The 24,571-nt window shown below is 59.4% G+C and carries 24 protein-coding genes; 6 read left to right on the forward strand and 18 right to left on the reverse strand.

What is annotated here, in order from left to right; translation table 11 throughout:
• Together F560_RS0113180 and uptA are read right to left on the reverse strand one after the other, a co-directional pair.
• The gene (locus F560_RS0113180) at nucleotides 1-567 is read right to left on the reverse strand and encodes a thioredoxin family protein (RefSeq protein ID WP_019006205.1); all 567 of its coding nucleotides are present in this window, start codon (nucleotides 565-567) and stop codon (nucleotides 1-3) included.
• A 93-nt stretch (nucleotides 568-660) separates the two neighbouring features.
• A complete protein-coding gene (gene uptA / locus F560_RS0113185; protein WP_026298265.1) occupies nucleotides 661-1,269 on the reverse strand; it encodes an undecaprenyl phosphate transporter UptA in 609 nt (202 codons plus the stop codon).
• Nucleotides 1,270-1,495: 226 nt separating this feature from the next.
• Between uptA and F560_RS0113190 the strand changes: the two genes are divergently transcribed.
• On the forward strand, nucleotides 1,496-1,945 hold the full coding sequence (locus tag F560_RS0113190) for a cupredoxin domain-containing protein (RefSeq protein ID WP_019006207.1): 450 nt from the start codon (nucleotides 1,496-1,498) through the stop codon (nucleotides 1,943-1,945).
• A gap of 47 nt (nucleotides 1,946-1,992) precedes the next feature.
• The gene (locus F560_RS0113195; RefSeq protein ID WP_019006208.1) at nucleotides 1,993-2,304 is read left to right on the forward strand and encodes a hypothetical protein; all 312 of its coding nucleotides are present in this window, start codon (nucleotides 1,993-1,995) and stop codon (nucleotides 2,302-2,304) included.
• A 79-nt stretch (nucleotides 2,305-2,383) separates the two neighbouring features.
• Here F560_RS0113195 and F560_RS0113200 read toward each other — a convergent pair whose 3' ends face one another.
• The 9 genes from F560_RS0113200 to yyaC all read right to left on the reverse strand — a co-directional run bounded on the left by F560_RS0113200 (nucleotide 2,384) and on the right by yyaC (nucleotide 11,651).
• A complete protein-coding gene (locus F560_RS0113200) occupies nucleotides 2,384-2,851 on the reverse strand; it encodes a GNAT family N-acetyltransferase (RefSeq protein ID WP_019006209.1) in 468 nt (155 codons plus the stop codon).
• Nucleotides 2,852-3,022: 171 nt separating this feature from the next.
• Complete coding sequence (locus F560_RS0113205; protein WP_019006210.1) at nucleotides 3,023-3,379, reverse strand: hypothetical protein; 357 nt, start codon at nucleotides 3,377-3,379, stop codon at nucleotides 3,023-3,025.
• Between the two features lie 104 nt (nucleotides 3,380-3,483).
• Nucleotides 3,484-5,706: a tetratricopeptide repeat protein gene (locus tag F560_RS23280; RefSeq protein WP_019006211.1), complete on the reverse strand. Its 2,223-nt coding sequence runs from the start codon at nucleotides 5,704-5,706 to the stop codon at nucleotides 3,484-3,486.
• A 1-nt stretch (nucleotide 5,707) separates the two neighbouring features.
• Nucleotides 5,708-6,418: a flagellar brake protein gene (locus F560_RS0113215; protein ID WP_019006212.1), complete on the reverse strand. Its 711-nt coding sequence runs from the start codon at nucleotides 6,416-6,418 to the stop codon at nucleotides 5,708-5,710.
• Between the two features lie 98 nt (nucleotides 6,419-6,516).
• Entirely contained in the window at nucleotides 6,517-8,172 is a 1,656-nt protein-coding gene (locus F560_RS0113220; RefSeq protein WP_026298266.1) for a histidine kinase N-terminal 7TM domain-containing diguanylate cyclase, read from the reverse strand.
• A 120-nt stretch (nucleotides 8,173-8,292) separates the two neighbouring features.
• A complete protein-coding gene (locus F560_RS0113225) occupies nucleotides 8,293-9,549 on the reverse strand; it encodes a class I SAM-dependent methyltransferase (protein WP_019006214.1) in 1,257 nt (418 codons plus the stop codon).
• Entirely contained in the window at nucleotides 9,546-10,259 is a 714-nt protein-coding gene (locus F560_RS0113230; protein WP_019006215.1) for a DUF6483 family protein, read from the reverse strand. The genes F560_RS0113225 and F560_RS0113230 overlap by 4 nt, the downstream gene beginning before the upstream one ends.
• Entirely contained in the window at nucleotides 10,252-11,085 is an 834-nt protein-coding gene (locus F560_RS0113235) for an alpha/beta fold hydrolase (protein WP_019006216.1), read from the reverse strand. The genes F560_RS0113230 and F560_RS0113235 overlap by 8 nt, the downstream gene beginning before the upstream one ends.
• 53 nt (nucleotides 11,086-11,138) lie before the next feature.
• Entirely contained in the window at nucleotides 11,139-11,651 is a 513-nt protein-coding gene (gene yyaC, locus F560_RS0113240) for a spore protease YyaC (protein WP_019006217.1), read from the reverse strand.
• 165 nt (nucleotides 11,652-11,816) lie between these two features.
• Here yyaC and F560_RS0113245 point away from each other — a divergent pair, with 165 nt between their 5' ends.
• Complete coding sequence (locus F560_RS0113245; protein WP_019006218.1) at nucleotides 11,817-12,038, forward strand: DUF1128 domain-containing protein; 222 nt, start codon at nucleotides 11,817-11,819, stop codon at nucleotides 12,036-12,038.
• 692 nt (nucleotides 12,039-12,730) lie between these two features.
• On the forward strand, nucleotides 12,731-13,642 hold the full coding sequence (locus F560_RS23285; protein ID WP_019006219.1) for a transposase: 912 nt from the start codon (nucleotides 12,731-12,733) through the stop codon (nucleotides 13,640-13,642).
• Nucleotides 13,643-14,006: 364 nt separating this feature from the next.
• Here the strand turns inward: F560_RS23285 and F560_RS25600 are convergent, their stop codons facing one another.
• From F560_RS25600 to F560_RS0113270, 4 genes are read right to left on the reverse strand one after another with little or no spacing between them, the layout of a single operon-like run.
• The gene (locus F560_RS25600) at nucleotides 14,007-14,339 is read right to left on the reverse strand and encodes a hypothetical protein (RefSeq protein ID WP_156828989.1); all 333 of its coding nucleotides are present in this window, start codon (nucleotides 14,337-14,339) and stop codon (nucleotides 14,007-14,009) included.
• A gap of 26 nt (nucleotides 14,340-14,365) precedes the next feature.
• On the reverse strand, nucleotides 14,366-15,949 hold the full coding sequence (locus F560_RS0113260) for a UDP-glucose--hexose-1-phosphate uridylyltransferase (protein ID WP_019006221.1): 1,584 nt from the start codon (nucleotides 15,947-15,949) through the stop codon (nucleotides 14,366-14,368).
• A 15-nt stretch (nucleotides 15,950-15,964) separates the two neighbouring features.
• The gene (galE, locus tag F560_RS0113265; RefSeq protein ID WP_019006222.1) at nucleotides 15,965-16,951 is read right to left on the reverse strand and encodes a UDP-glucose 4-epimerase GalE; all 987 of its coding nucleotides are present in this window, start codon (nucleotides 16,949-16,951) and stop codon (nucleotides 15,965-15,967) included.
• Between the two features lies 1 nt (nucleotide 16,952).
• Nucleotides 16,953-18,134, reverse strand: coding sequence for a galactokinase (locus tag F560_RS0113270; RefSeq protein WP_019006223.1), 1,182 nt, complete (start codon nucleotides 18,132-18,134; stop codon nucleotides 16,953-16,955).
• A 167-nt stretch (nucleotides 18,135-18,301) separates the two neighbouring features.
• On the opposite strand from F560_RS0113270, the gene F560_RS0113275 reads away from it, so the two are divergent.
• Nucleotides 18,302-19,165: an AraC family transcriptional regulator gene (locus F560_RS0113275; RefSeq protein WP_019006224.1), complete on the forward strand. Its 864-nt coding sequence runs from the start codon at nucleotides 18,302-18,304 to the stop codon at nucleotides 19,163-19,165.
• Here the strand turns inward: F560_RS0113275 and F560_RS0113280 are convergent.
• From F560_RS0113280 to F560_RS0113290, 3 genes are read right to left on the reverse strand one after another with little or no spacing between them, the layout of a single operon-like run.
• Nucleotides 19,162-20,196, reverse strand: a complete 1,035-nt coding sequence (locus tag F560_RS0113280) for an asparaginase (protein ID WP_019006225.1) — start codon at nucleotides 20,194-20,196, stop codon at nucleotides 19,162-19,164. The two genes, F560_RS0113275 and F560_RS0113280, sit on opposite strands and share 4 nt — an antisense overlap.
• A gap of 5 nt (nucleotides 20,197-20,201) precedes the next feature.
• Nucleotides 20,202-21,188, reverse strand: coding sequence for a glycosyltransferase family 2 protein (locus tag F560_RS0113285; protein WP_019006226.1), 987 nt, complete (start codon nucleotides 21,186-21,188; stop codon nucleotides 20,202-20,204).
• A 19-nt stretch (nucleotides 21,189-21,207) separates the two neighbouring features.
• On the reverse strand, nucleotides 21,208-23,013 hold the full coding sequence (locus F560_RS0113290; RefSeq protein ID WP_019006227.1) for a phospholipid carrier-dependent glycosyltransferase: 1,806 nt from the start codon (nucleotides 23,011-23,013) through the stop codon (nucleotides 21,208-21,210).
• Between the two features lie 208 nt (nucleotides 23,014-23,221).
• Between F560_RS0113290 and F560_RS0113295 the strand changes: the two genes are divergently transcribed.
• The gene (locus F560_RS0113295; protein WP_019006228.1) at nucleotides 23,222-24,448 is read left to right on the forward strand and encodes an NAD(P)/FAD-dependent oxidoreductase; all 1,227 of its coding nucleotides are present in this window, start codon (nucleotides 23,222-23,224) and stop codon (nucleotides 24,446-24,448) included.
• The last annotated feature ends 123 nt before the right edge of the window (nucleotides 24,449-24,571 follow it).

The following is a 24,571-nucleotide window of genomic DNA, read 5'->3' on the forward strand; positions in this document are numbered from 1 at the left end:
TTATACCCGGGAAAGAATGTCTTGCAGTTCCCGCAAGATGACCGGGGTGTATTCGGTTCTTTCGCCGTAGCGCTTGACCATTTCTTGGCGGACGGCGGCAAGCTTCTCCTGGTAATCCGGCGCTTCCCGGTCCGGGTTCTCCTGCTTGAACGCGATCATCGCTTCCTGCACGTGCTTCGGACGCGGTCCCCATTTGCCGAGAAGGTGGCCGCCGGTGTCCGTGAACAGCACGATCGGAATGGAACGGCCGCCAAGCGTCAAATGCTGGTCGATCAAGTCAAGGTGCTGCTCGATGATAAACACTTCGGTCGGAATGCCGCCCGCTTCCGTCGCCCTGAATACGACGGGAACGCTGCGCAGCGCGTCTCCGCACCAATCGGCGGAAATGATCAGGCAGCGCAAATCGTCCCGGTGGTTCAGCGATTCGAAAAACTCGCGCAGCTCCGCGTCCGGCCATTCGAATTTCTCGTAGTTTTCGAGGAAGGCTTCCTTGTTCTTCGTCATGCCGTCCATGAACTGGCGCGGCGAAATGCCTTTGTTCAGCTTTTCAGCCAGCAAAGCGCTCATCCACAATCCCCCGTTTCCAGCCGTAATCGAATACGACTTCATTGTAGCAAAAGCCCGGGGAGCCCCACAACCGCGGAACGCCCCGGGCTTCCGTCAGACGGATTTGCCCTTTTTGCGCAAATAATGATAGAGAAAATAGACGATCAGCAGCGCGATCGCGATCAGAATCGCCGGTTGAACGTAAGGAGCCGCCTTCTCGTCGATGTTCTCCCATTGGTCGCCCAGCTTCCAGCCGAGCCAGACGAACAGCAGCGACCACGGGATCGAGGCGAGAAGCGTCAAAAACGTAAACGTACCCAGCTTCATCCGCGCCATTCCCGCCGGAATCGAAACGACCTGCCGCATCACCGGCACGAACCGGCCCGTGAACACGATCATCGGCCCGTATTTCTCGAACCATTTTTCGGCCAGATCGATATGTTTGGATTTCAAGTGCAAATACTTCCCGAACTTTTCCAGAAAAGGCCGGCCGCCGTACCTGCCGATGGCATACAGCAGCCATTGCTGCAAAACCGCGCCGATCGTGCCGCAAATGACCGCAACCGCAAAGCTGATGTCTCCCTTGGACACCAGATAGCCGCCGTAAGCCAGCACGATTTCGCTCGGAATGACTTCGATGGCAAGACCGATGATAATGCCGAAATAACCGAGGCTCTCGATCCACTGAAGCAGTTGGGACAGCCACTGGTGAATCGTATCCATCATGAACAAACAACCTGCTTTCTATTCCAGATTTGCGGCCAGCGTTCAACGGTTCCTATTCTAGCACACGGCCGGTTTTCTTCCAAATCCCGCGAGCCCGGCTGCCCGCCGCGCCCGGCGCGATCGGCTTGTCATGCCCGGACGGGCAGGCGCATAGACTTTCGATAGGACGAGTAGCCCAAGGATCCACATCCGAAGGACCAACATGTAGAGGAGAGAGCGGAAAATGAGCAAAGTCGTATTCATCAGCAAAAAAAGAATTCAGTGGTACATCCTGCTGGCGGCGGCGGTGATTGTGGCGGGCGCTTACGTGGGCTGGCATCAAACGAAAGCCGCATCTGCCCCAGTCTCCCAGGAACCCCAGGTCCGAAATATCGTTACGGGGGAATTCAGATCGACGTCCTCAAGCGGCAAAGAGATCGAATCGTATGTTTTCAGTCCGGGCACCGTCGTCGTCAAGAAAGGCATTCCCGTCGAGCTGCGCATTACCGGCGTAAACGGGCAATCGCATCCCTTCGTCATCGAAGGGCTGAATCTCAGCGGCGAGGTGCAAAAGGGCAAGACGACCGTCATCCGGTTTACGCCGGAAGCGGCCGGCATTTATCCGATCGTTTGCACGACGCACAACGATCCGGCTAACGGCGTGCCGATGGTCGGCTACATCGTCGTGCAGTAACACTCCCGCCTTCTCCCGCATAGCCTGTAGGCAGGAGAGGATGCCGTTTGAAAACCGGTCATGAAAAGCACGCCGCCTCGCTGCCGACCCCGCGCAGCATCCGCCGGGCCTGCTCCAAGGAATTGTATCGCACGGCCAAAAGGCTGAAGCTTTACGTCCCTCCCGAGCTTGTAAAACGGGCCGAAGAGGTGTATTCGCGCCGGGTCATCGAGCATTTGCTATGGGTGCACGAAAACCGCAACGACCGCAAAAAGCTGGCGGATTGGTGGGAAAAGGAACTGAGCGGGGAAATCGCCGCCCTCTGGAACGTCGACCGCGCCAGGCTGGCTGCGGCGTTCCGCGACGCGTTCGGCGGGTAAAATCCGAAGCCGTCGGGCGGGAGAAGACGGGTCCCCCGCCTGACGGTGCGTTTTTTCGTGCAAGCCGGTTACATGCCGGTCAGAGGATGCCTTTATAAATGCCCGGAGTGGAGTCCGGAATTTCGATCGCGCCGGCCGCGTTCGCGTAAAATTCCTTCGGCCCTACGCCCCCGATGACCGCGTAACCGTAACCTTCCGCATGCATCGCGTGCAGACAGGCAAGCAGCAGCCCTTTGCCGACCCCTTTGCCTCTGGCCGCCTCCGATACGCCGGTCGGTCCGAAAAATCCCCGGCAAGTGGAGTCGTAGCAGGCGAAGCCGATCAACTCGCCCTTCTCCACGGCGATCCAGCAGCCAACGGGGATGTGGGCGAATGCGACCTCGCATTCGTCGGCCCACCGTTCGTTAAAATGTTCGCGAACCCAACCGGCCACTTTGTGTTTTTCGGGCGCGATCGCCCGTCGAACGTCGATGCCTCCTTCGGACAGCTTTTGCAATAAAGACCGATGTTCGGGCAATTTGTACAGCGGCACCAGCATATCGCTCATTCTGATCTCTCCCATCTCGGCTTATGTACACGACCTACGCCCTAAGTATACGCGAACGGACACGCGTTGAAAAAGGCCTTTCCGCTTTTGTTTACGGGAAAGGCCTTTAAGCGTTCCATAAAACGGTCCGGTCGGCGAAAAGACCGGCAAAATGACCGGAGGAAAGATCAATCAGCCGATAATGGTGTACGTCTCGACGCCGGCCGGAATCGTGCGGGTCCGGAACAGGACGCCGTTGCTGTCAAATACGCGCAGCGTATAGCTTACGTTCGTAAGCGTTCTGATCTTGCTGAAGCGGGCTACCCCGAAGCTGTCGAAGGAGGCGGTGCTGACGGATGCGTCGTTGCGGAAAAGGCGGGCCCTAAAACCGGTCGTATTGAGCGGAAGCCCGCTCGGCTGAACCCATACGACGGTTAAACGGCCGAGTATCGGATCGTTCGTCTGCCGCTTGGGGCTTTGCGCGCCGCGTTTCGACACTTTCGAACGCTTGGGATCGGCTTTTGGGGGAGAGGGTTGCTTGGCGGCCATTGGATCTCACTCCTTTCGGGTTTTCTGATCCAATGTATGCCAAAACCGGCGGACATGCTCCCGTCAAAGACCAGCCCCCTTGGCCTTTTAACGCTTATTGCCGCTTAGCCGCCCGGGCGGTTCGCTTCGTCCAGCCGGCGGAGCAGCTCCCTCGCTTCTTCCCTCCAGTCCCCGTTTTCCTCCTCCGCGACTTCGCGCAGCACGTCCTGCGCCTCTTGGGTCCGGCCAATCCGCAGCATCGCCTTGGCGGCGTTGCCCTTGGCGCCCGAGAACAGGTTGTCGCGCTTGGCGTCCCATGGATTGTTCCCGCCTGCGTACACGCGCCGGTACAGCTCCCGGTACCGCTCGAAAAATTCCACCGCGGCCTCGGCGGCTTCGCGGGCCGCGGACTCCGCCCCGGCGTCCGACAGCCGTTCGGCAAGCCGGGCCATGCGGGCGATCGCGGCGTTCTGGGCGTCGCGGTCGAAGCGGTTCAGTCGCAGCCCCTCGCGCAGATAGCCGCGCGCGCGGGCTGCGTCCCCAAGCTCGGCATAGGCCATGCCGAGCGCCAGGGCCAGCGGCGGCGAGTGCGGTTCGTACCGCAACCCCGCCGCCAGCAGCTCCACCCTCTCCTGCGGAGGCAGGAGAGGGGCAAGCTCCAGGCGAATCCGGGTGTACGCCGGATTCGCCTGGAGCGCCGCGCGCAGCTTCGCTTCGCGCGCGGGACCGGCCGCGGCCGGCGCGTCGGCGTACGCGCGAGCCGCGGCCAGGCTGTGCCAGGCGACGGGCAAAGCCGCCGCGGCGCAGCCGAGCAGCATAGCGGCGGGCAGCAGCCCCGCTATGCGGTGCAGCGCCCCGCGGCGCCGGACGGCGCGCCGCGGGGCGCCTTCCGCGTTCGCGTCCGCTGCCGCGAACGCCCCGACTGACGCGGAGGCCCGATCCGCCTCCGCCGCCGCCAGATGCAGCGCCAGCCAGGCGATGAGCATCAGCCACATAAAGCCGTACGACCAGTCGAAATCGATCGCCGAATGGGCCAGCAGCACCGCCGCCGGACCCCACGCTTGGTCCGCCCTTTTCCGAAGCCTGAGCGCGCACCACAGAAGCATGCCGAGCAGCAGCAGAAGTCCGATCAGTCCCACGTCGAGCAATATGTCCAAATACCCGCTGTGCACCTCATTGCCGATATAAGGCTTTTGCCGGTACAAGCCCACCAGCATCCGCCAGCTTTTTCCGCCCGCGCCGAGCAGCGGGTGATCGGCGAACATGCGGAGCGCGTCCGTATAAAACGCGATTCTGGACACGGCCGTTTCGAATTGCCCGCCGACGCGGGCATCGGCCGAGCCGCCGCCGACCAGCGCGGCATACGCGGCCGCAAGGCCCGCCGCCAGCGCCGCGGCGCCTCCGGGCACCGTCGTCAGCGCCGCCGCGATCCGTCCGGCCCGACCTGCCCGCACCGCCGGAAAGCGGCCGCGCAGCGCCAGCAGCGCCAACGCTCCCGCCAAGGTCGCGGCCGCAAGCGGCCATACGGCCGTCCCCGGATGGCCGTCCAGCATCGCGGCAAATGCCGCCCTCGCAACCCATGCGGACAAGCCAATCGCCGCCCCCGCGGCGGCAAGGCCCATGCCGAGGCGTTCGCGCCGCTGCAGCATGAGGGCCAGCGCAAATCCGAAAGCCAGCGCCAGCAACGCGCCCCGCGATTCGGTCAAAAGCAGCGCGGTCGTATACGGCACCAGCGTCAGCGCCGCGAATACGATCTCCGCCCGCCTTCCGTGCAGCAGAAGCTGCCATTGCGCCAGCACCCAGGCCGCCGCAGCCGCGCCGAACGCGTTCGGATATTCCAAATATCCGGCCAGCCTCGCTCCCGTCGCCGCAAGCGCTAAATCTCCTGATCTGAACACCAGCCGGGGATCGCCGACGAAGCCGAGCCAGCCGGCCAAGCCTCCGCCCACGACAAATAGACCGACGGCGTGCCATGCACGCCAGCCGGCCTTTCTGTTATCTTCGTTCGGTATCAAAAAAAAGGCCAGAAGCACCATCCAGGACGCATAGGTTGTCCAACGGATAAGCAGGTCCGTCGTTCCTTTGACCGTAGCCGGACCGAGCGCGAGTTCCAGAGCGAACAGGGCGGCCATCCCCGCCGGCGCAAACGACCACGCCGGCGTCCGGATCTGCCCCGGCCGCAGCCTTCCGGCAATCGCAGCGAGCGCCGCGCAGACCATAAGCACGATTTCCAGACCGTAAAAATCCGCATCGAAAAACATCCCGCTTCGCCAAGCGGACAACCCCAGAACGGCGGCAATCGCGCATCCGCCCGCCAACGTCCGGATTCTTCTTCCTTGTTTCATCATATCATTTGCTAAAGCTCCGTTTGCCGCTGTCCATGGAACGGCTCTGCACGTGCTTTTCCACCTGCTGGCGCAGCACGTACGCCCGCAGCGGCCGCAGCTTGTCGTGATCCAGCACCTTCATCTTCAGCCCGAAAAACAGCCCTTCGTCCTCCCGTACGCATCGCATGATTTCCAAATCGCAGGCGAACGTGAACCCCAGGTCGATAATGGCGCCCAGACGCTTCGCCTTAGCCAGCTCCGGAGATTCGGGCATCGTCATGCCGACGCCGCCCAGGCTGATGTCCCGCAGCGAAGCTTCCAAAGGCCGAGGCAGCAGCTTGACCGTGCCGTCCGCTTGCACCACGCGCAGGATCCGCGCCATACCGCTGGCTTCCACGCGATAAAATTCGCGCCTTTCCTGAAACCGCAAATGCAGATCCGGGGGCTGAATCACCGCGATCGCTCCCTCGTATTTGGCGAAAACAATAGACGTAAAGGAATGAATGCCGGCCGGCGAATAGACGGTCAGCTTGACCGTTTCGCCGAGCTCGAACAGATCGAACTCATGCAGCTCGATCTCGAACAATTCGCCTTCGACCTGCGTCATCACGCCGGTGGTTAAGAAATTCTCTTTCTCCACGGCGGTCCGACAATGAAGCAACACCTTCAGGGGAAGCAGTTCCCTTTCTTGATTCGCCGACTCCGATCTCGCTGTCCGGCCGTCCTGAAGCATAACGAAGCTGCCACCTTTCAGTCCACAAGTTGCGGATGCCGACTGCCCGCTGCCCCAACTATATCATATTTTCCGAACATGTGAAAATAATGGAAACGCTATATGGACTGGCTGGCGACGACCCGGTTGCGTCCTTCGTGCTTGGCCTGGTACAAAGCGGAATCGGCGCGGTGGAAGAGGTCGCGCAAATATTCCTTCACGTCTTCCTTGCTCTCCGCCGGATCTTCGGAAACGATGCCCATGCTGATCGTGATCTTGACCTGCATGTTCCCCGTTTCGATGACGTTGTTTTCAACCGCCTGCATGATCCGCGACGCCAGCGCCTCCGCCTGCTCGGCATTCGTATGCGGCAAATAAATCGTAAACTCTTCTCCCCCGTAACGGGCCAAAATATCGGACCGGCGAAGCACCGATCGGACCGCGTCGGCCGTCCTGCAAATCACCTCGTCTCCGACCAGATGGCCGAACCGGTCGTTGATCTGCTTGAAATGGTCGATATCGAACAGAAAAATGGAAAACGGGATTCTGTGCCTCATGTTCCGCAGAACCTCATGCTCCAGCTGCTGCATCAGGAACCGCCGGTTGTAACAGCCGGTGAGGCTGTCGGTTATGGCCATCTGCTCCAGCTTCTGGTTGAGGCGGAACAACTCCTCCTGGACCGTGATCAACTCCAGATTGCGCTCGTGCAGCGCTTCGTTTTTGCGGTTCATCTCATCGACCAGCTTCCGCAGCTCCGTCACCTCGTGAAACGTGATCACGCGGCCGAGCACGCTGTTCATGGAACCGATGACCGGCGACATTTGAATCGATATGTACCTTCCCGTATCGTCCGGGAACGACAGCTCGGTTTGCGCTTTTTCGGCGGGATGGTAGCGGTAGCGGTACAGGAATTCTTTCGCTTCGCTTTGGGGCTGCAGGGGAGCAAGGAATTGTTCGATCGAGAACGTATCGCCCTGCCTGACCTGAACGAACAGGCCCGCGGCCTTGTTGGCGGCCAGGACCTTGCCGTGCTCGTCCACTACAACGATGCCCATCGGCATATGCTCGATGATATCCCGCTGGGCCATGCTGAGCGTATCGGACAAGCCGTAGCGGTAAATTGCCAAAACAAAGCAGCCGCAAGAAAAAAGAATGCCCGCCGAGGTAATACCGGGGATGACGGCAAGCCATTTGTTCAGCAGCACGTTGACGAGCAGATCGACGACCGTAAAACCCGACATGATAAACATTCCGAGCAGGGCGATACCGAGCTGCTTGCGCTGGTGGATGGAACGGGTATGGCGGAAAGAGTGAAACATGACGACCAGGGTCACCGACAGATAGCATAGCTGGACGAAGACGAACAGCCAGAACAAAAACCCGTACTCTCTTCCCCCCTGCTCGTCTGCCAGATTCAGGAAAGCGTTGCCGGGATTCCAGATCATGACGGCGATGCTGGCCAGAGCCGGCGTCATATAAAGCGCTGCCCGAAGAGCGTTAAGCCGGGAGGCGAGCTGGGTCAAAATCAGCACGAAGAAGAGCCATCCCGGCCCCAGCATTCCAATGCCGACGAAGGACAGCTTGCAGTAAAACATCTTGTATTCCAGCAAATCGGTCATTCTGGCGCTGAACTGTCCGAACGGCCAGAGCATCAGCACAAAATGGAACGCCAAATACGCCTTATGCGTTCGCGTAATGCGGCTAAACGCAATTACGCCGACAAGCATGGCAAACAAACAGACAAAAAGAACAAAGTCAGGCCGTAGGAGTCCCAATTCGGCTCACCTTTTCATGTTTCTGCTCCCAAAATAATGGGACTTTATTCCTCTATTCTACCATAGTCTGGATTTTTTCAACAATAACTCCAAATTGATTTCCAAAAATTATTATTCTTCTTATTTCTCCGCCAGCCGGTCTGCCAGCCTTCCTTCGGCCATCTTTTCCATGTAAGGCGATAGATGAAGAAAATCACGAAACGCTGCGTACTCCCGCAGCAGCTCCCGCTCCCTCGCCGCATCCCGCCCGGGCGCATTCTCGAGCCTTACGGCCCGGATCAGCAGGTTTTTGGGCGTATGCTCCAAATCGATGAATTCCAGCAGCTGCGTCCGATACCCGGCAAGCTCCAGCAGTTGCGCCCGCACGGCGTCGGTTACCAAGGAGGCGAACCGCTCCTTGAGAATGCCGTGCTTGAGAAGCGGCTTCAGCAGCGGCTGCGACAGTTGCCCGAACAATTCGTGCTGGCAGCAGGGCACCGACAGGATAACCTGCGCGTTCCAGCCAATCGCTTTCAGCAGCGCGGCGTCGGTCGCGGTGTCGCAGGCATGCAGCGTGACGACCATATCGACTTGGTTTTCTCCTTCGTACCGGGCGATATCGCCGACCGCAAACGAGAGGCGGTCCCAGCCGAGACGCTCCGCAAGGCGGGAGCAGGCTTCGATGACCTCCGCTTTCAGGTCCAGGCCGACGATGCGGACGTTGCGCTTTTCTTTGACGGCAAGCAAATGGTAGAGCGCAAAGGTCAAGTACGATTTGCCGCAGCCGAAATCGACAATGCGGATCTCCCTGTCCTTCGGCAGATGGACGGACACATCCGCGACCATCTCCAGGAACCGGTTGATCTGGCGGAATTTATCGTACTTGGCCTTGACGACGCGCCCTTCGGGCGTCATGACGCCCAGCTCGACGAGAAAGGGAACGGGGTCTCCTTCCGGCAGCAAATACGATTTCGTCCGATTGTGCCCGGGCGGGGTCAGACGGTCCCCTTTGGCGCTCGGAGGCTGGCGGAGAAGCGTCGTCTTTCCTTTTTTGCTTACCAATATCTGCAGATCGGCCTGCGGTGTCTTGATCAGCCCCTGCCGGTAGTCCTCGGCAAGCAGCCGCAACATCTCCGTTACCGCCTCCTCCGGAGGCCGGTTCTCGTGCAAGGCTTTGTTTCCGACTTGCCGCTCGAACTGGTAGCGCAGCCCGCTTTTCAGCAGCATCGGCCGCACGGTCACCTTGCGCGATTGCGCGTCGTCCTTGCGTCTCGGCTGGCTGAACGTGGCATGGAGCAGCGATTGTTCCGCCACCGCCTCCCGAAGCAAAAAGTCCAACTGCCGCTGCGGGTCCGCGGAATCGCTCCGCCGGTTTTCCTTTACCGTATCGTCTTTCATTCTGCCTTTTCCCTTTCTCTTTCCTCTTCCTCGCCTGACAATTCCTCGCCTGGCAATGCCTCGCCGGCCAGCTTGCTCCATTGTCGTTTGCCGTCCCTCAGCTCCGCCCGGGGCAGCCCGCCCTTTTCCAGCAACGCGTCATCCAACGCCTCAAGCCGGTCGTAGAAGGCGCCGCCTTCTTCCGGAGTCACGGCGTTTATCTCGTACAGCTCATAAAGCATATTTTCTGCGTCCGCATACTTTCCGGCGCGCTCCGACCACTCCCACGCCGCTTTTCTCGTGGCGGGAGCGACTTCGTAAGGAGCAAGCTTCGCCGCCAGCTCGTCCGCGCGCTCCTCAAGCCTGAGCCCGTCGATCGGCCCGTTCTCGCGCAGGACGTGCATCATAAGCCGCAACGCTTTCTCATATCGCATCAGACTTTCGTCCAAACGCCCCGTTTCGAACAGCAAATATCCCTCTTCCTGCAAAAAGACCGCTACCGTCCCGATCATCTCCGGATTCGGCACGCCGCCTACGGACAGCATGGCGAGCAAATCCGAATCGGACAGCCCGAGCGCAAGCCTGGAGCGCATCCGCAGCTCTTTGCTTAAAAACTCGTCGATCGCCTCAAGCGCCTCGTCCGGCTTCTTCTGCTCCTTCAGCCCCAGAAGACGGGCGAGCACGGCCGACGTCTGGTTGATGAGCCGCATCAGGTAATCCCGATCATACATTTCCGCCGGTCTCCTCCCGGCCGGACGCACGCGCTTTTTCCGCTTCCCGGACAAAAGAGACGACCGCCTGCGCGAACGCTTCCGGCGCTTCCATCATGCTCATATGCCCCGCCGCTTTCAATTCGTGACGGACCACGTTCGGCCGATCCACGGGGAACCTTTTCTCCGGCGGCACGACGGCATCCGCTTCCCCGGCCAGAAGCAGGGCGGGCACGCGGACCTGCTCCAGCACATGGCGCCGGTCGGGCCGCTCCCGCATGCCGAGCGCGCATCCGATCGCCCCCTGCGCGGAAGTGCCGTAACCGATCCGCTTGGCGGCCTCAAGCTCGTCCGGCATCGCGTTTCTGTGCTCCGGAGCGAACAGCTTCGGAACCAGCTCGTCGATAAACGGCCGCACGCCTTCCTTCTCTACGCGCTCCGCCACTTTAAGCCGCCCGGCTTTGCCGGCTTCGTCATCCGGATAGGCCGTCGAATGCACGAGGCCTACGCCAAGCAGACGGTCCGGGTGCTTCTCGGCGAAGGCCAGCGCCGTATAGCCCCCCATCGAATGGCCCAGCACATACGCCTTGGGCAGCTGCAGGGCGTCGAGCAGCCTTTCGACGTCGTCCGCGAGCAGTTCCATCGAATACACGCCTTCGGTCGCGCCGGAATCGCCATGGCCTCTCGCATCGGGCGCGATAATCCGCATTTCCTTCGCCAGCAGCGGCAGAGCCTTGTCCCAATAGCGGCTGCTACCGCAGTAACCGTGCAGCAATACGACGGGGGCTCCTTGCCCTTCGTCTTTGTACGCGACCGTCAGCCCGTCGGCAAGCTTCATTTTTTTCATCACGATAACACATCCTCTCTACGTAATTGCGCAATCACAGCGTAATCGCATCATCACAGCCAATTTCGCGCCGCCGCTTCCGCAATGTCCCGCGCCATCCCGATAACCCTGCGCAGCGACGTCGATTGCAGCGTCCAGTAGGGCTTGGGACCGGCTTCATTCACGACGGCCGCTACGCTGTATAAGCCTACAGGCGGCAACGCCTTTCCGACCGAACGCGCCGGCTGCAGCGGACCGTCCGCGACCCGAAAGCGCCCGACATGAGCCGGTTTTCCAAGGCAGGCGTCGATGGCGATCACAACCAGCTCCGGTGGGATGGAACCCGTCATCTCCGCGAACCGGTCGGCGTCGCAGGGAGCTTCAAGCGAACCGACGACATTCGGGAACCCTTTCTCGCGCAGCATCGTGCCCGTCAACGGCCCCAGGCTGTCTCCTGTCGAACAATCGGTGCCGATGCATAGAAAAACGACATCCTCCTTGGCATGCCGCGCGGCAATCCGGGCAAAAAAACGGTTTAGTCCGCCGGCGTCCGCCATTTCGGTCCAAACATTTGCAAACTCAGACATTCGGTCAGGGCGACTCCTTGAAAAATGCGTTCTGTATACCTGTAACAAGGTTATCACGATAGGGGGGACAATGCCACTTTTCGATGCGTCTGGCCCCGCTCGGGCGGTAATGGTACAATGTCCGTATCCGATAATCGGCCAGAACGAAGGAGAGGAAGAGGTAATATGGATTTGTCCCAACCCACCAAAGAAAACATCGCGTATATGATCGAGGCGATCAAAACCAAGCTGCGCATGGCCTCGGGCGCGGCGATGCAGGCTTCCCATTTCGGCGTCGACCGTTACGAAGACATCAAAGACATTTACGATATGGTCGAGTCCAAAGACCGCTTCAGCATTCGCGAAGTCGAAGCTTTAGTATCGGAGCTCGGGAAGCTTCGGGGCTAGAACGGCCGCCTCTTTGCTTTTCCCTTAGGGATGGCCGCCTCTTCGCTCTTCCCGTAAGGACTGCCGCCTCATTGCTCTTTCCGTAAAGATTGCCGTCTCTTTGCTCTTTCCGCAGGAACGGCCGCGCGGACGGTTTGTTTGATCGGCAGACCGTCCGTTTCTTTTGGTCGGCAAGCCGTCCGTTTCCGATTTTTCGGATATTTATTCGATATCCCGTCGCCTCAGAAAATCCCCCTTCCTTCCGGTTCGGCCTCGGCCTTTGGTTGTCCCGTCCGCTCAGAACCCTCCGTCCTCTTTGCCCTCGACATGCCGTCAAACACAAGCCAACAAGACATGCTTGCCGTCTAATATAACGTCTATGACATCTATGACATTTATGACGTTATGACATTTATGACGTTTATGAGGTTTATGAGGTTTATGACGCCTATAACGCCTATAACGCCTATGACGCCTATGACGCCTATGACGCCGTGTTCGTCCTTTTCGCCGATATCCCCTCGATTCAGAATGCCGGTCGCCCTTCCCCTTTCCCTTGCTTCGATATCCCGTTCGCTCAGGTAATTTTCGATCTGTTTCTTTTTTCTGGCAATTTTACAATCAAAGAAGGAAAACCCCTTGAAATGCGAACATACGTTTGGTATACTTGTTATGGAAAATGATTCCGTTCGGAATAGCGGGAGGGCAAAACGATGGAAATCCTGGTTGCTTTTGCGGATTTCTGCCGCATGTTCGGCAGGGAAGAAGACTGCATCGACGCTTTGTTCGCCGCCAAATGGCCGGATGGGTTTCGCTGCGCGCGCTGCGGACATCCTCATGCATATGTCATTTCCTCGCGCCGTCTCCCGCTGTATGAATGCCGCGCTTGCCGAAAGCAGACTTCGTTAATTGCCGGAACGGTCATGGAAGGCAGCCGCACCCCGCTCCGCATTTGGTTTCAGGCGATTTATCTTCATTCCCGTCCGGAGGGCGTCAACGCGCGCCAACTCTCCAAGATTTTAAAAGTTACGTACAAAACGGCATGGCTGATCTGCCACAAGCTCCGATACGCGATGAGCCGCGCTGAGGCAAAGCAGCTTCTGACCGGAATCGTACACGTCAAAAACGCCATCTATCATCGGAAAATCAGCGCTTCGCCCAAATGGCATAAACAGGAGCATCCCCTTCTCGCCGGAGCATCGATCGATAGGGAAAACCGTTTTACCCGGCTAAAAATTAAAGTTCAACCTATTCCGGACGGCGCCTCAAAGTATAGAGTTCCCAAGACGGATTCGTTCCTGGCTCAGCATGTGGACCGCACAGCGCAGGTGGTTATGCTGCCCGCATACAAAGGAAGCGAGCTCAAGATGCTGCTGGGCAAACTTGTCTGGGAATCCGAGTCCTGGATGGCCAAACGGTTCCGCGGCATTGGGGGTAAACATCTGCAAGTTTATCTTGACCATTTCTGCTATATGTGGAACCGTCGAGCCCGACCGATGTTCGAAGAACTCCTTCGAGATTGCGCGATCACGCCGGCCATTACCTACCCGAGGTTGACAGGCTCCAAAACAAGCCGACGCAGACTTTCGCGAATCGCCGCAGTTCTTGTTAAAGCAGCCAACTAAAATACCCGTTGCACGCCATCTGCGTACCGTTCGCTACCGATCCTACCGTCATATCGATCTTGCGTTCCCTTGCATTTCCAAGGCGCAGCTTCGGATTGCACTCCGCATCGCTTCGGAAGTGACCTGGTTCTCAAGCGTAGTTTTGCGCATCCATTGGAGGTCTGGGCATCCTGTTGAGGTTTGCGTTTCCTTCGAGGTCTTTGCATTCTTTGATGTTTGCGCATCCATTGGAGTCTGCACATCCTTTGATGTTTGCGGTATCCCTCGAGATCTGCGAATCCTTGATATTTACGTATCCTTCGAGGTTTGCATATCCTTTTGAGGTTTTGCTCAGCTATTTGAGGTTTGTGCAACCTTTTGATATTTAGGTATCTTTTGAGGATTTGCATCCTTGAGATTTACGTATCTTTTGAAAATTTGCATCCTTTGGAGGGTTTACATCCTTTGGAGGGTTTACATCCATTGGAGGATTTGCATCCGTTGGAGGATTTGCATCCGTTGGAGGATTTGCATCCATTGGAGGATTTGCATCCGTTGGAGGTTTTGCATCCGTGGGGAAGTTCGTGCATCTTTTTGAGATTTTGCATGTAGAAATCCGATCCGGTATCTCCTTTTCCTGAGCGAAGGGGATATCGAATAAAAGAGCGGGAACGAGAGATACGACGAGCCCCCGCGCCTCCGAACAAACCCGGAACACGCAGGGGCTCCTTGAAAAGCCGGCCTTTACGCAAAGCCTACGCCGCGAAGGAACTTGGCGAACGCCAAGCGGCCGTTCTCATCGTCTTTGAATACGCCGGAGTCGCGCAGCACGTCGCGGAATTTGTCTCCGACAGCCGAGCGCAGTACAGCATCGGCAGCTTCGGAGGACAGGGACGTGCCGTGGACCCGGACGAGGTCGGCGATCCAGCCGGCATGCTTGGCGAGCGGATGGCCGGAATCGGCCAGCGCCGTTTCATCGTATGCCGCTCTGCCGGCAAGGATGTCGGCAATCTGGGCCAGTTCCTGCTGCAGACGTCCCGGAAGTACAGCAAGGCCCATGACTTCGATCAGGCCGATGTTTTCTTTTTTGATGTGATGCAGCTCTTGATGCGGATGAAAAATGCCGGACGGATGCTCTTCGCTCGTACGGTTGTTCCGCAGCACGAGATCCAGTTCGTATGCTCCGTCCTTCAGGCGCGCGATCGGAGTGATGGTATTATGCGGCGTGTCGCCCGTATAGGCCACGATTTCGGCCTCCGGATCGCTGTATTCGCGCCACTGCGCCAGCACTTGGTCGGCGACGCGAAGAAGGGCCTCCCGATCCTTGGAGCGAAGCCTCAACACCGACATCGGCCATTTGACGATACCGCCCTGCACTTCGGGCTCGCGGTTATGCTCGCCCCATTCGTCGACGGGGGCTTTTTCCATCGGAAACGTGTGGCGGCCGGCCTGAAAATGGTCGTGATTTAAAATCGAGCCGCCCACGATCGGCAGGTCGGCGTTAGATCCGATAAAATAGTGCGGCATCCGGTCGATAAAGTCCAAAAGCCGCCTGAACGTTGCCGGGGTGATCCGCATCGGAACGTGCTCGCCGCTGAACACGATGCTGTGCTCGTTGTAGTATACATACGGCGAATATTGGAAATACCAGGTCTGCCCTTGCAGCTCCAGCGGCAAAATCCGCAAATTCTGACGCGCCGGATGGTCGAGGCGTCCCGCGTAGCCGACGTTTTCCTTGCAAAGCAGGCATTTCGGATAATGGGACTGCGGCAGCGTCTTCAGCAGCGCAATTTCTTTCGGATCTTTTTCCGGCTTGGAAAGATTGATGGTGATTTCCAACTCCCCATACTCGGTGGCGTGCAGCCAATAGCCGTTCTTGCGAATGCGATCCATCCGAATATAGTTGGAGTCGATATTCAGCTTGTAGAACCAGGCGGTTGCGGCTTCAATGCCGCGCTCCCGCACCAGCGACCGGAACCTGGCTGCCGTCTCGGAAGGCCTGGGCAACAGCAGGCCCATAATGCGCGCGTCGAACAAGTCGCGGGATGTGACCGTATCATCCGGAATGAGTCCCATCTCCGCAGCCGCATCCAGCAACGGTTCCAACAGGGAAACGAGGCTGTCGGCCGAGAAATCGCCAGGGGCGTTGGCGGAACCGGTGAGATCGGGCGGTTCGGAAAGGCCGAACAGATCGAGCAGCGCGTTTCTCGCGGCATCGGCATCGAGCGGCTCGATGAGACCGTTGCGCAGCGCATAAGCGACAAGACGTTCGATATGCAATCCGACCGTTTGTTGGGTGCTGGTCGGCGCCGTCGTTCTTGCGTTCATCGGCATCGCCTCCCGTTACTTTCCGTAACCGTTCGGATGGTTGCGATGCCATTCCCAGGCGCTGGCCACGATGTCTTCCAGGCGGTTGCGGCGAGGCTGCCATCCGAGCTCCGTACGGGCGCGCGCCGAGGAAGCGATCAGCACAGCCGGATCCCCGGCCCTCCGGGCTTTCACTTCGGCGGGAATCGGATGGCCGGTCACCCGGCGAACCGTCTCGACAACCTGCTTGACGGAAAATCCGGTTCCGTTGCCCAAGTTGTAAATTGCGCTTTCCCCGCCTTGCCGCAATTTTTCGAGCGCGAGAATGTGCGCGTCGGCCAAATCGCTGACATGAATATAATCGCGGATACAGGTTCCGTCCTCCGTCGGGTAATCCTCGCCGAAGATGGAAATCGTTTCGCGTTGGCCGAGCGCGACCTGCAGAATGAGCGGAATGAGATGGGACTCCGGCTTGTGGTCCTCCCCGATTTGGCCGCTCTCGTGGGCGCCCGCCGCATTGAAATACCGCAGCGATACTGATTTGACGCCGTGCGCCGTGTCGAACCAACGAATCATCTTTTCCATGGCCAGCTTCGTTTCGCCGTAAGCGTTGGTAGGCAGCGTCCGATCATACTCGTCGATCGGCACCCGTTCCGGTTCGCCATAGGTCGCGGCCGTCGACGAAAACACGATGTTGCGAACGCCCGCTTTCTTCATGGCTTCGAGCAGGCACAACGTGCCGTACACATTGTTATGGTAATATTTCCCCGGGTCCTGCATGCTTTCGCCGACCAGCGAATGGGCGGCGAAGTGGATGACGCCGTCGATGTCGTTTTCCGCGAACACGCCGGCCAGAAACGCTTCGTCCCGAATATCCCCTACATACAGCTTGCCGCCCAATACCGCTTCGCGGTGGCCCTGATAGAGGTTGTCGACGACGACGACGTCTTCGCCTTTTTCGAGCAGCGCCGCAACCGCATGCGAACCGATATACCCGGCTCCGCCGGTAACAAGAACAGCCATTTTACGCCTCTCCTTCCCATTCGCGAACGCCGTCGCCGATATCGCATACATAGAAATCCGGTTTCAGGCCGGTTGCCGTTTCGTACTTCCGGCCAACTTCTTCGATGAACCGGTCTACGGATTGCCCGTGAACGAGCGAAATCGTGCAGCCGCCGAAGCCTGCGCCCGTCATGCGGGAACCCAGCACCCCGGGAACGGCTCGCGCGGCGTCGACCATCGCATCGAGTTCGGGGCCGGTGACTTCGTACAGATCGCGAAGCGAATCGTGCGAGGCGTTCATCAGGGAACCGAAGGCGGCCAAATCGCCCCGCTTCAGTACGTCGATCGATTGCTTGACGCGATCGATCTCTTCCACGACGTGTCTGGCTCGGCGGCGAACCGTTTCATCTCCGATGAGGGACTTGTTTGCCTCGAATTCGGCCAGTGTCAGTTGACCGAGCAGCTTCAATTCCGGAAACGCGGCCCTAAGCTCGCGCACGGCTTGTTCGCACTGCGAGCGGCGTTCGTTATATTTGGAGTCGACAAGCCCCCGCCGCTTGTTCGTGTTGCCGATGACCAGCCGGTAATCGCCGGAGCGGAACGGGACGAGCTCATATTCCAGCGTATCGCAGTTCAGATGGATGGCATGATCCTTCTTGCCGTTGGCGACGGCAAACTGATCCATAATGCCGCATTTGACGCCGACGAATTCATTTTCCGCATGCTGCGACCAGACGGCGATTTCCACCGGGTCCGTCTTTTTTCCTTCCATCCGCAGCAGCGCATAAGCGGTAACGACCTCGATCGAAGCGGAGGAGGAAAGTCCCGCCCCGTTCGGAATCTCGCCATGGTACAGCAAGTCGTAGCCGACGCTCAGATCGATGCCGCGACGGGCCAATTCCCATACGACCGCCTTGGGATAATTCAACCAGTCGTCTTCTTCCTTAAACGTAAGTCCGCGGGCCGAAATCGTGCTTGAGACCGGAAAATTCGTCGACGCAAGGCCAAGCTGCAAATCGCCGCGGGGACGGATCAACAGCGTCGTGCCGAACGTAAGCGCAGCCGGAAAAACGGCGCCGCCGTTGTAATCGGTATGCTCCCCGATGAGATTGACGCGGCCGGGCGCGTGAAACACGCGAATTCCGTCTTCGCTTCCGCCAAAGCGCTTCGTGAATTCCTTTTTTAGTTCCGTGATTTGCGGCATCTCGTTACCTCTCCTTATGGAAAGCGGATTTGCTACCAGTATACTGAACGCAAGGCCGCGGCAAAATGGCGGGAAGTGCGCTTCATATGGATAAATGTGACTTCCGGCAGCCCGTAAAGGCTGCAACGTGTTAAAATATGAAGAAGAAAACAAGGAGGTTGCCGTTAATGCCTAAAGCGCCAACGTACCGGGTCGCGTCCAACCCCGTCCGGCCGGAGACGGACCATAAGCAAGGGCTCTCCGTGCTGTTCGCCGGCGAAAGCCAGACGCGTCCGGAACACCGGGTCGGGCCCAAAATCGTCGACTACTATTTGCTCCATCATGTGATTTCGGGGCGAGGGACGTTCGTTGCGGGAGATGCGGCGATGGCGTTGAGAGCGGGACACAGCTTCCTCATTCATCCCGGCCAGCTCGTCAGTTATGTATCCGATTCGGAGGAACCGTGGCGCTACCGGTGGGTAGCGTTTTCGGGCGAACGGGCCGCCGCTCTTGTCGAAGAAGCCGGGCTCGATCCCGAGTCCCCGACCGTAGACAGCGGAAGCGACCGGCGTCCGGGAGAAAGATGCAAAAAAATTTACGAAGCCTTCCGGTCGAGGCGGCGTTCCTCCTCGCTGGAGGCGACGGGGCATTTATATTTGCTGCTGGCGGAATTGCAGGAAGCAAGGCGGGAGGAGCGGCCCGCCAAGCTCAGGCCCGACTCGCATGCCGAAGAGCTGGTTCGCCAGGCGGCCAGCTATCTGTCCACGCAATATGCCGAGCCGATCACCATCGAATCGATGGCCGAGGCGCTCGGCTACAACCGGGCTTATCTGTCCCGGTTGTTCCGCCGCCATACGGGCCTGACGCCGATCGCCTTTCTGACGCGGACGCGAGTCGACCACGGCCGCCGATTGCTTCGCGAGCGCCCGGAGCTGACGATCGAACAAATCGCCTCTTCCGTCGGATTTGTCGACGCGCTTTACTTCTCCAAGCAATTTCGCCGGTATTACGGTCAATCGCCGAGCGAATACCGCGCTTCGGTGAACGCTTAAAACACCGCTTCCCGGGTTCCCGCCACCGCGCCCGCATCGTTGACGAACGCGCGGGGAAAACGGTCGCGAAGCGAAGCCATCGTCGTTTCCGACACGCCCCCGAGCCGTTCGAGCAAGGAAATGACGACCGGGCCCCAGGAAGCTTCCGAGCCGTCCGACAGATGAATGGCGACGCCGATCCGTTCCTTGCGCAAGCCAAATGTAAACAGGCCTTGCGCCCCGCTTTTGGCGACGACGTTCGGGTCGGCCAGCAGCAAGCTGGCCAGCCTGCCCGGCCCTTCCACAAGCTCCGGATGGCGGTTCATCGCCGCGGTTACTCGGGCGGCCGCCGCAGCCGCCTTGCGGTCCGGAGCGGCATCCGGGCACGCAAGCCGCCCGTATCCGAGCGCCGCGCGCCACAGCGGAACCGCCGCAACGGGCACGCCGCAGCCGTCGCGGCCGACGACCGTCTCCGCCTCGCTTGCGCCCAGCCACTCGCGGACGCGGCGGACAATGCGCTGCTGCGCCGGATGCTCCGGCCGCTCGTACCCTTCCAGCGGCCATCCCATAAGCTTGCACCAGGCCAGCATGCCAAGATGCTTGCCCGCGCACGTATGATAAATCTTGCGCGGAACGCCGCCGCCGCGCGCCCACTCATCGCGCGCCCGCGCATTAATCGGCTCCGACGCCCGGAAGGCATAGGCGTCCTCCGGCACGCCCGACTTCGCCAGCATGTCCTCAAGCGCGGCGATCTGCTCCGGATGGCCTCGGTGCGAGGCCGCCAGCATCGCCAAATGCCGGTCCTCCCAGCCGAACGCTTCGGCCGCGCCGCCAAGCAAGGGCTCGATCGCCTGCATCGGCTTGCCCGTCGAGCGGATAAAAACAGGCGCCTTCGTATCTCCGTACGCCTCCAGCTCCTCCCCGCGGTCCACCGAGACGATGCTAATTCTTCCCCGGTGCTGGTTTTCCGGCAAGCCTCCTCTTGTCGTCACGACCAGCGGCACGTCCGCGGGAAACGCGTCCGGATGCTCCCGATTGCACATTTCACACATCCAGCTTACCTCCTCAAATCAAGCTGCCGCTCACGAAGCTCCGCTTCTTCTTCCCGCTCCACATTGAGCGTTTCCGCCACCACATAAAGCGGCCTTCCTTTCGTTTCCTCGTAAATGCGGCCGATATATTCGCCGAACACGCCGAGCAGCGAAAGCGTAATGCCGTGAAACAGAAGGCTGATGACGACCATGGAGGTCCAGCCCTGCAAGGTCGTATCCGTAAAAAATTTCTGGTACAGGACGACCAGCAAGTAGATGAACCCGGCCGCCGACATCATGAAGCCGAGAATGCCGGCGAATTTCAGCGGCTTGGTCGAAAAGGAGGTGAGCGCGTCGAGCGACAGGCGAATCATTTTGCGCAGCGGGTACTTGGTCTCGCCGGCAAAGCGTTCCTCGCGGACGTACTCGAGCGCCGTTTGACGGAAGCCCGCCCAGCTGACCATGCCGCGGATAAAGCGGCTGCGCTCGCGCATTTGCCGGATCGCGTCGCACACCTTGCGGTCCATCAGCCGGAAATCCCCCGTGTCCAGCGGGATATCGACCGACGTCATGGCCTGAAGAATGCGGTAAAAAGCCGATGCGGTCGCTTTTTTGAACCAGGACTCTCCTTTTCGGGCGATGCGCTTTCCGTAAACGACGTCGTAGCCTTCCCGCCAGCGGGCGATCATGTCCGGAATCAGCTCCGGGGGGTCCTGCAAATCGGCGTCGATCAACACGACGACCCGCCCCGAAGCGTAATCCATGCCCGCCGTCACGGCGATCTGGTGCCCGAAATTGCGGGAGAAATCAATGAGCTTCACCCTTTTGTCGCTTGCGCCCAGCTCCCGCACGATCGGGGCCGTCCGATCCCGGCTTCCGTCGTTGACGAACACGATCTCGTACGTCTCGCCCAGCGCCTCCAGCACTTGCGTGATTCGCCGGTACGTCGTTTCGATCACTTCTTCTTCGTTATACATCGGAACGACGACCGACAGAAAAACGGCACGGCTCATAGGTTCACCCCTTTCATTACTAGAATCCCCAGCTCGGCAGCCAGCGAAGCGCCACGTTCATCCATTCCCTGCTAATCATCATTCCCGTGAACACCGGATAAAACCAGACAAACAAAAAGGCAGCTCCGCAGACCGTCAGCGCCGTCGCTCTCCGGCCGAACCGGAAATTCTCCTCCATCCAGCGGAGCATCCAGACGATGGACAGAATGAGCAGCGGAACCATCGGAAAATAATGATACAGGAACGTAATGCTGCGCGGCGCGACGATCCACGGAACGTAGAAGGACAGGTACATGACCGCGATCGTCAGCACCACCCGGTCCCGGCGCAGCCAGCCGAGGAACCACGACGCGAGCAGCGCGGCGAGCCCTCCCCACCAAATCAGCGGATTGCCGATGGCCGCGATGCTCTGGGCCTGTCCGGCAGGCAAATCCTTGCCGCCGTAATACCAGACCGGTCTCAGCATTTCCGGCCACGTATACCATTTCGAAGAATACGGATGCTTTTCCTTAACGCCTTTATGGTAATTGTACATATTTTCCTGGTATTTCCACAAATCCTGGACGTTGATGCCGTCGTCGGCTTTGGTCGCTTTCACGAACGGAATATACGACAGGCTGTAAACGCCGACAGGCACAACGACAAAAAACAGCACGGCCGCCGTGAGTACGGCGATCAGCCGTTTGAAATAGCCCCTCTCCCGGCGCAGCCTGTGCTCCCGCAGGCGTCTGTACAAGGCGAGGAAAAACAGGATCGCAAGTCCCGCCCCGCCGTAAAGATAGTTCCATTTGACCGCCGCGGCGCAGCCGAAGAAAAAGCCGGACAAAGCCAGCCAGCCGAGCGGACGGCCGAGCCGGCCTGCGCGCCATTCCGATTCTCCGAAACGGTACATCGCATAATACATGACGATGGTGAAGGTGACGCCGAAAATATCGACGTTGGCCATGCGGGAATGGACGATATGGAAGCCTTCCAGCACGAGCAGAAGCGTTGCCAAAAAGGCGTATCGGGTGCGGCCGAACATGCCTTTGGCCGCGGCGTAAAAGACGGGCACCATCGCCGTGCCGCAAACGGCGGCCATAAACCGCCAGCCGTACGGCGTCATCCCGAACAGCTCGATGCCCCACGAAAGCAGCCATTTGCCGAGCGGAGGATGCGTGTTCTCATACGGTTCCATCCGCTCGATAAACTCGTAGGCCGTCCGGCCGTGGTAAATTTCGTCGAAATACATGCTGTTGCGGTAATCGGGACGATAGGGAACCTCGGATTGCTCGTCGAAAACGTGCCGGACGTCCCCTTCGGCGTTCGAATCGGGACGGCCGACCGGCGCAACGTCGGCAACGGCGATCGGCGTCCAGTTATCCTTCGTGAAAAATCCCGCCTCGTACAGGCGAAACCCGGTGCGCACGGCCGTAAAGCGCATATAGCGGGCCTCGACCGGTTTGTCCTCGTATTTCCACGTAAAAACCCGGTTCGTCTTGTGCTCGACTGTCAGATAAGGCTCCCATCGAACCCCGTCGACCGAATATTCGATTCTGCTTTCTCCCGTCGCGCCCGGTCCTTCGTAAAGGGTGGTCCGGTCGACCTGCCGCACTTCCCCGAAATCCGCGATGAAGCCTTCGCCCGGCGCGCCGGGTTTCCAATAGGTCTGCGCGGCGGAACGGTCGCCGAGATCGCTGAATGAGGTCAATGCCGCGAAAAGCGTCAGTATCGCGACCAGCAGCCAATCAAGCCCGATCCAGCGGCGATCGCGCCGCTTGCGGGAATCCGTTTCGTCCCCCCAGCCGAACGGGGACGACCGGTCCCCGTACATTGTCCCGTCCATGTCTACTCTCGCCTCTCCTTCGGTCTGTCCGATCTCTCTCGTTCGTTTTGTCCGATCTCTCTTGTTCGCCTTGTTCGTTCTCCTCGCCGGACGGCTTTTCTTTTTTTGTCAATCTGTCCTTTATTGTAGTCGAAAGCCGGAGCGGGCGAAAGCCCGGCGCGGTTTTTGCGCATACTTTGAACATCCGTACATCGATGGAGGGACTGAATTGACGCTGCATTACGGCTCGCTGTATTGGCCGTCGACCCGGCCGAATCCCCCGGCTTATCCTTCGCTCGAAGGCACCGCCCGATGTCGGGCGCTTATCGTCGGAGGCGGAATGGCCGGCATCATGTGCGGCCACGTGCTGGCGCGCAGCGGCATTTCGGCTGCGGTGATCGAGCGGGACAGAATCGCCTCCGGAAGCACTTCCGCCAACACCGGTCTGCTGCAGTATTCCAACGATATGATGCTGTCCGAGCTCGCCGCGCAGATCGGTGAAGCGGATGCCGCCGCCTTTTACCGCGAATGCAAAGCCGCTGTCCAACAGCTCGGGCTCACCGCCGGCCTGCTTGCCCGGGATGTCGGCTACAAACCCAGGACCAGCCTGTACCTGGCCAGTTCGGAAGCGGACGTGCCGAAACTGCGACGCGAATACGAGATGCTGGACAAGCACGGTTTCGGGGTCGAGTGGTGGGATGCCGAACGCATCCAGAGCGAGTTCCCGTTCCGCAAGCCCGCCGGCATCGTCACGCGCGGCGACGGCGAGATCAATCCCTATCTGTTCGTCGTTTCCCTCGCCGAAGACGCCGCCGCTCACGGACTGGCGATTTACGAACGCACGCCTCTGCTGTCTATTTCCGGACAAAAAGGCCGCTTTATCGCGAAGACCCCATCAGGCACCATCGAGTCGGAGTTTGTCGTCCGCGCGATCGGCTACACCCCTGAAGCCGCCAGCCATCCGTGGATCAACGCCAGGCTGAACCGGTCCTACGTTATCGTGACCAAGCCGCTTCCATCGCTTGCCGATTGGCGCGATCGCTGGCTGCTGTGGGAGACGGCTAGACCTTATCTGTATTTGCGAACGACAAACGACGGAAGAATCATGGCAGGCGGATTGGATGAGCCTCACAGCCAACCGGTGACGACTGGCGAAGAGCTGAATCGGCGTTCCCAACGCTTGCTGTCCGAGGTGCGAAAGCTGTTCCCCGCCTGGGGGCAGGAGCTGCAGCTCGCCTACGGGTGGTGCGGCACTTTCGGCGAATCCGCCGACGGCCTCCCCTGGCTGGGCGAAGACCCGCTGCGGCCGGGCTGCTATTACGCGCTGGGTTACGGGGGCAACGGCACCGTGTACAGCGCCATCGCCTCCCGCCTCATCCGCGATTTGATTCTCGGCGAGGAGCATCCGGCTGCCCGAATCGTTCGCTTGGACCGAAGAAGCCAAAACCGGACCTGACCGGTAGTGGCCGGCGGTAGCCCGGCGAAGGCTCGGCGGAGGACCAACGGAGGCTCGGCGGAGGACCAGCGGAGGCTCGGCGCGCAGAAAAAAAACGGGACGAAGCAGACATCGCGCAGATGT

Source organism: Cohnella laeviribosi DSM 21336 (genome assembly GCF_000378425.1).
GTDB lineage: Bacteria > Bacillota > Bacilli > Paenibacillales > Paenibacillaceae > Cohnella > Cohnella laeviribosi.